We start from the raw sequence: 6,081 nt of genomic DNA on the forward strand, positions 1-6,081 counted from the left end.
CTACTAAAAAAGACAGCCTGCGCTGTCTTTTTTTATAAAAATAATAGATTGAAAATTTTGACTATTTTAAGCAGGATTAATCCTTGCCTATATAATTAATAAATGATTGAATTAGGTCAATATCGGGGTTAACTAATAGTGCTGGAAGAAGGCCAAATGTTAATAATACAAGAACGTTTGATCCAATAAAGATGCGAAGTGCTTTTTTGATTTTCATGATATTTCCTCCCTTTTTTATATTTTCGTATAAAAAGAGAAAAAAATCAATAGAAATGTGACGAAATTGTGAACTTTTTGTCTGATAGTCCCTGATAGATTATAAAAATTCCCTCTCTATACTAGATAAAGAGGGGATATAGTAAATCATAAAATATGTAGAAACATTAAAAGTACATGCGCAGATTCCCGATAAATCGGTAGAGAAAATAGCATGAAAAGCCAATTAAGATACATCCAGCTGCAATAGAAACCCATTTGATATAAAGCTGATTCAGCACTTTTCTAGTTCCAGAGACAATTGTCATTAAGCCCAGGTCATGAATTAAAATTCCCGTTAATATTCCGGCAGCAATCACTAGGAAATGAAACGAGTGAGAGGCTTGAAGCGAATTTGTCAGCACCGTCCCAAACACGCTCAGCCAAAAAATGAGATTGCTCGGAGAAATCGCAACAAAGATTCCGTTCACATAAGAAGAGGCAAACGACTTTTTTACGTGTTCTCCAGGAGCCGCTATATCATGATCCGCGTGTCTAATGCTGTCATAGCCAATATAAAGTAAAAAAAGTGCCCCTACAAGCCACATAACAAGCTGGATAAAAGGAGCAGACAAAAAAGAAGCCAGTCCAGAGTAAAGAAGCACAATTAGCAACAAATCAACCGTCATGCCTCCAAGTCCCACAACCCATCCGTGAAGAAACCCGTTTTTTAAACCTTGTTTTGTCATTTCAATCGTCACCGTGCCAACCGGAAGGGCAATCGAAAGACCGAGCAGCACATTTGTTAAAAATAACGTCACCAAAAACAAAACCTCTTTCAATCTCGTATCTACTATCGTTTTCCGTTTAAGTGGTCTTTCATTATATAAAAATATGTAGTGAAATTTGATGTTATGTATAAAAAACAGTAAGCACAAAGGCTGCTTCGATATATATTTGAACTTTTTACCTACCAAGCTATAAAAAGAGGAGCAGTAGCTGCTCCTCTTCACCATTTTAAACGCTTTCCTGCACGGTAGTTGACGGTCTTTTAAACGCAGCAACAAACCACACAATATTCGTAATCAGTAAGCCTAAGCAAGAAATCATTACACCTATGATGGAAGCTAAGTTTCCTGAGAAATCTTCCAGTCCAAATAAAAACAGAGCCGGCATTAGTAATAGAGTACTAGCAGCGATTAAAAGTCCAATGCTGCAAAAAGCAGCCATCACAAATTTTAAGAAATGCATTCCTAGCAGATAAAATGCTAAAGGCAATAGATATAAAAATAGAATCATGCCAAGAGATAACCACATCCCAACTGAACCGAACGTGTTAACATTGGGACCAGAATCTGCTAGAGGAGAAAGCGAAGCAAGAACTATGATAGAGCAGAAAAATAGGGCGGAAAGCAAAGTGGTGATCGCCACACTATTTTTTGCTGTAGAATTACGCACTGTTTGTTAACCTCCTTTCCAAATTAAAAGTATATGGATTAATTTTACAATATAAAAGTCTGGAAATCACCAATTTTTTACAAAAATGTTCGATAAGCTGAATAATAATGAAGAGAAGATGGGTTGAGATAATACACGTGAACATATTTTTTGTGTGGGCCTGGATAGTGTGTTTCGTGCCAGTATTGCGTCAGTATTGTTTGAATAGGGTGCGAATGAGGGGCCTCTCCGTAATGTCCGTAGTAGATACCGCTGCCTGAATAAGGAGAATACATAAAATCACCTGCCTGCTTAAATGAATGTGTTACACGGTATGTTTTTATACGGATTAACGTTCTTCTAAAGTGTAAAAAGGGCACAAAAAGTTCGTTTGCTGTATAAATGCCTCACTCCAGTAAAAAAGACCTCTAAAAGCACGAGGTCATAAGCTAAGCATCTGTATGTTCTTTACTTGGATTCCTTTGAAAATCCAAAAAACGAGTTCCTTGAAACGTCAGTATTCCTTCATCACCTTCTGCAAGCTTGCCGTATTCGCTGCCTGAAACAGTAAATTCAGAGCGGTCGGTGCTTTCAAATTGAAAGGTTACGTAGTAAGTTGTAGACGTATGAGAGTGGTGATGTTCGTGAGCATGGCTGTTATGGTGCTGGACGTTTGTCCGTTTGCCCGTAATTTTTGCTTTTACAGATAGACGGGGAGACTGCTCATTTTTTCTCCACGTGCTGATTCCTTTAAAAATAGAAAATAAGAAAATACCAATAACAATAACAAAAAATAGCATAACAAACGTAGGCATTCCGTTAAATAACGCATCGTCTGGAAAAAAAGCGCCTCCGCTTAGGTCAGCATCACCTTCAAAAACAATGTCATCTCCGGACGGGTCATCTTCAAATATCATTTCATCTTCAAACATTCGTATTCCCCCTTACTATAAATACGGTTCCTGAATGGAAAAAGTTTCATCTTTATAGTAGTCTTATGATAGGATAGCTAGTTACTATTCATACATATGAGTGAACAAGGAAAAGGAGAGATCAACATGGGGAAATACAAAGTTGTTATGTCTGGAAAGACGTGGCCAAACGCTTACGAAAAGCTAGCGGAACACTGCGATATTCAAATGTGGGAAGGAGAAGGGAAGATTCCACAAGAAACGCTGCGCGACTGGCTTCGTGATGCTGACGGCTTTTTTAATATCGGCCACATTACAGTAGATGAAGAACTGTTAGAAGCAGCACCGAATCTGCGCGTTATTTCTCAATCAGGCGTCGGGTATGACAGTGTAGATGTCGAAGCGTGTACCAAAAAAGGGGTGCCGTTTAGCAATACGCCAGGAGTGCTAGTAGAAGCAACGGCAGACTTAACGTTTGGTCTCTTATTGTCAGCAGCTCGCCGCATTCATGAAGGCTATGAAAAAGTGAAACAAGGAAACTGGGAAACGGTATTTGGCGTTGATTTATTTGGAAAAACGCTTGGTATTGTTGGAATGGGCGATATCGGAAGCGCCGTTGCCAGACGAGCAAAGGCATCGGGGATGAACATCGTTTACCACAACCGAAGCCGCAAGCATGAAGCCGAAAAAGAGCTTGATGCCGTATACCTCTCATTTGAAGAGCTGCTTCACACAGCTGACTGTATCGTATGCTTAGTGCCGCTTTCAAATGAAAGCAAAGGCATGTTTGGAGAAGCGGAATTTAAAGCTATGAAAAACAGTGCGTATTTTGTGAACGCAGCGCGCGGGGGATTAGTGGATACGGAAGCACTGTACGAAGCGCTGAAACATGAAGAAATTGCGTATGCCGCACTGGACGTAACAGATCCAGAGCCGCTTCCGGCAGATCACAAGCTGCTGCAGCTTTCAAATGTGCTAGTAACGCCGCATATTGGAAGCGCTACGTACGAAACGCGCAATCGCATGGCAGATCTAGCCGTACAGAACCTGCTTTTAGGTCTTGAGAAAAAGCCTTTAGTGACGTGCGTGAATGAAGAAGTGAACTACAAGTAAGAAGAGATTTTTTGTTAAAAGCATTACAGCTTATTTTTTCAATTATTACGGTTGGACTGGCTCTTTATATGATGCTCACTCACAATGACCAGTTCCTTTCGCTTTTAAATATACTCCTAGGCTTAACGATGCTAGTTTTAGGAGCAATTGAGTGGCAAAAAAGAAAGAAAACCAGCGCGTGGCTGCTGTTTTTCGTTGCGCTATTCAGCTGGTTTGCCGGTCTTTATCGCATGACGATTTAAAAACGCTTGGCATTTGCCAAGCGTTTTTTTAATGTGCTTTTAGCTGCGTTTCTAACACGTTTTCAATAACGGAAGCTACTCCGTTTTCATCGTTTGTTAATGTAACGTCATCAGCTAGTGCTTTAATTTCTGCGTGCGCATTTGCCATAGCGATTCCTTTTCCAGCTCTTTGCAGCATCGATACGTCGTTAAAGCTGTCTCCAATGGCAATGGTATCGTGAAGAGAAGCGCCAAGCTCTTTTACAACGTAGTTTAATGCGTTTCCTTTTGACGCATCTTTGTGTTCGAGTTCAAAGTTATGATCAGCGGAAGAGACAAGGGTCATGTCGTGCTGCTTGCTAAAGTGATCCCAGCCTTTTTTTCGTTTTTCATCATCAAATGAAAAAGCTAATACGTTATAAAGCTCAGCGCTTGTATTTAAAATATCTTCATACGATGCAACAAAGGCAAATCCCGTTTGGCTGTACTGCTTAGCCGCCGCGTGATGAAGTCTTTGTTCGTCCACGTTTTTGTTGGCGCTTTTTACCCGGTCAATTTCAATGGCGAGCAGCTCACGGCCTGAGTTTGGTGTATAAATCGCATGTTCAGCAAACACTTCATAATAAAATTCGTTTGCATCCAGCCACTGAAGCGCTTCTTTTACGTGCTGGTCATCAATTGGAACAGAATGTCTGAGCTGTCCGTCCGGGTCATGAATAGTCGCTCCGTTTGCGGCAATCACCCAAAGGTTGGAAAGCTCAGCTTTTTTTAAAATTTCCTGCACGTCGAAATAAGCGCGCCCTGTAGCAACCACGACTTCAACTCCGTGTTTTTGCGCTTTTTTAATTGCTTCTGCATTAATTGTGCTAATTTCACTGCTGCTATTTAAAAGAGTTCCATCTAAGTCTGTAAAAATCATCTTCATAAACTATCTCTCCCTTTGACTATTATTACTTGTTTTTGCATGTTTTATCTTGTTTATCCTACAATAAACGAAAAAACACTGATAATCAAGCGTTTTTACATTGTTTTTACAAAAGAAACAAGTATAATAAAGTAAAAAGCAGAAAGAAAACAGGTGAACAAGCAATGTTAAAACAAGAAAGACGCAAACAAATTATGAATTTGCTTGAAAAAGAAGGGCGCATTGTAGCTACGACGCTTAGCCAAACGCTGAACGTTTCAGAAGATACAATCCGCAGAGACCTTCGGGAAATGGACGCGCTCGGTTTGCTGCAGCGCGTACACGGAGGAGCACTTTCGCGTTCCACGTCTGCGGTTGATTACAAAGAGCGTAAACGTGAATTGATGGATGTTAAGCATTCACTTGCCGTTGCGGCGCTTCCGTTAATTAAAGACGGGCAGGTGCTCTTGATGGACGGAAGTACAACAAATATTCAGCTCGTCAAAGCTTTTCCAAAGAATTTAAACGTTACGGTTATTACAAACAGTCCGTTAATTACCGTTGCACTAGCGGAACATGACTTTGTAGAAGTTGTTTCTCTTGGAGGAACGTTTCGAAAAGAATCGATGGTCACGGTAGGACAAAGCGTGGTTGATACGCTTAAGCAAATTCGAGCGGATCTTTGTTTTTTAGGCGTATACGCAATCGATCCTAAAATCGGTATGAGCATTCCTTTGCTTGAAGAAATGCACATCAAAAGTCAAATGATAAAAAGCGCGAGTGAAGTAGCGGCTATTGTAACAGCTAAAAAACTCAATACGTCTTCAACGTACACGTTCAGCTCAGCCAACTCACTAGATTGGCTCATTACAGAAGAACATGTGAACGAAACCGTGTTAAATGCTTATCGCGAAATCGGCATTGAAGTGATCACAAATAAATAGTAGTTTTGGTAAGGAAGTATATGGTAATGTAGAGTAAAAAGGAGCTTGAGCGATGAGCGAACAAATAGATGTTACGCAGGAATTAGCGAAGCTTCAGCAAAGAGTCGAACACCTAGAGAAAAGAGTGAAAGAAGCAGAGTCTAAGCAAGGCCCTTTATGGTTTCTATGGGAAGCTATACGATCGATTTTAATTGGACTATTTATTGTAGGACCTGTGGTCGCCATTATTTTTGGCGTGTTAGCGGCACTATCCGGAAAATAAAAGACCCGTTTCTTTATGGGACTGACCCCTGTTTTTGAGACAGGGATCAAAACACCTTTTAAACGACCAGTTGCCGATATTGTACCGGTGACTG

Annotated in this window: 10 protein-coding genes; 4 read left to right on the forward strand and 6 right to left on the reverse strand. The window is 40.4% G+C overall.

All coding sequences use genetic code 11. From position 1 onward, the window contains the following. Nucleotides 1–76: 76 nt before the first annotated feature. The 5 genes from ACRPLY_RS10545 to ACRPLY_RS10565 all read right to left on the reverse strand — a co-directional run bounded on the left by ACRPLY_RS10545 (nt 77) and on the right by ACRPLY_RS10565 (nt 2,564). Nucleotides 77–217: a hypothetical protein gene (locus tag ACRPLY_RS10545; RefSeq protein WP_013058226.1), complete on the reverse strand. Its 141-nt coding sequence runs from the start codon at nt 215–217 to the stop codon at nt 77–79. 166 nt (nt 218–383) lie between these two features. Then, nucleotides 384–1,016, reverse strand: a complete 633-nt coding sequence (locus ACRPLY_RS10550; RefSeq protein WP_047751809.1) for a LysE family transporter — start codon at nt 1,014–1,016, stop codon at nt 384–386. Between the two features lie 196 nt (nt 1,017–1,212). Continuing rightward, nucleotides 1,213–1,653 (reverse strand): DUF5391 family protein, encoded by a 441-nt coding sequence (locus tag ACRPLY_RS10555; RefSeq protein ID WP_416225649.1) that lies wholly within the window; start codon nt 1,651–1,653, stop codon nt 1,213–1,215. A 77-nt stretch (nt 1,654–1,730) separates the two neighbouring features. Then, nucleotides 1,731–1,928 (reverse strand): hypothetical protein, encoded by a 198-nt coding sequence (locus tag ACRPLY_RS10560; protein WP_165636353.1) that lies wholly within the window; start codon nt 1,926–1,928, stop codon nt 1,731–1,733. 153 nt (nt 1,929–2,081) lie between these two features. Continuing rightward, nucleotides 2,082–2,564: a DUF2500 domain-containing protein gene (locus ACRPLY_RS10565; protein WP_432231835.1), complete on the reverse strand. Its 483-nt coding sequence runs from the start codon at nt 2,562–2,564 to the stop codon at nt 2,082–2,084. Nucleotides 2,565–2,690: 126 nt separating this feature from the next. Between ACRPLY_RS10565 and ACRPLY_RS10570 the strand changes: the two genes are divergently transcribed. Then, on the forward strand, nt 2,691–3,656 hold the full coding sequence (locus tag ACRPLY_RS10570; RefSeq protein WP_028414711.1) for a 2-hydroxyacid dehydrogenase: 966 nt from the start codon (nt 2,691–2,693) through the stop codon (nt 3,654–3,656). Between the two features lie 11 nt (nt 3,657–3,667). Beyond that, nucleotides 3,668–3,898 (forward strand): DUF3953 domain-containing protein, encoded by a 231-nt coding sequence (locus ACRPLY_RS10575; RefSeq protein WP_028414710.1) that lies wholly within the window; start codon nt 3,668–3,670, stop codon nt 3,896–3,898. A 28-nt stretch (nt 3,899–3,926) separates the two neighbouring features. Here the strand turns inward: ACRPLY_RS10575 and ACRPLY_RS10580 are convergent, their stop codons facing one another. Continuing rightward, nucleotides 3,927–4,802, reverse strand: a complete 876-nt coding sequence (locus ACRPLY_RS10580; protein WP_165636356.1) for a Cof-type HAD-IIB family hydrolase — start codon at nt 4,800–4,802, stop codon at nt 3,927–3,929. 164 nt (nt 4,803–4,966) lie between these two features. Between ACRPLY_RS10580 and ACRPLY_RS10585 the strand changes: the two genes are divergently transcribed. Both ACRPLY_RS10585 and ACRPLY_RS10590 read left to right on the forward strand, forming a co-directional pair. Beyond that, the gene (locus ACRPLY_RS10585; RefSeq protein WP_432231836.1) at nt 4,967–5,725 is read left to right on the forward strand and encodes a DeoR/GlpR family DNA-binding transcription regulator; all 759 of its coding nucleotides are present in this window, start codon (nt 4,967–4,969) and stop codon (nt 5,723–5,725) included. Nucleotides 5,726–5,777: 52 nt separating this feature from the next. Continuing rightward, nucleotides 5,778–5,987 carry a hypothetical protein gene (locus ACRPLY_RS10590; protein ID WP_176343665.1) on the forward strand — a complete coding sequence of 70 codons (210 nt, stop codon included), beginning with the start codon at nt 5,778–5,780 and terminating at the stop codon, nt 5,985–5,987. The last annotated feature ends 94 nt before the right edge of the window (nt 5,988–6,081 follow it).

This window comes from Priestia sp. TGN 0903, from assembly GCF_050846855.1.
In the GTDB taxonomy this organism is placed as follows: Bacteria; Bacillota; Bacilli; order Bacillales; family Bacillaceae_H; genus Priestia; species Priestia zanthoxyli.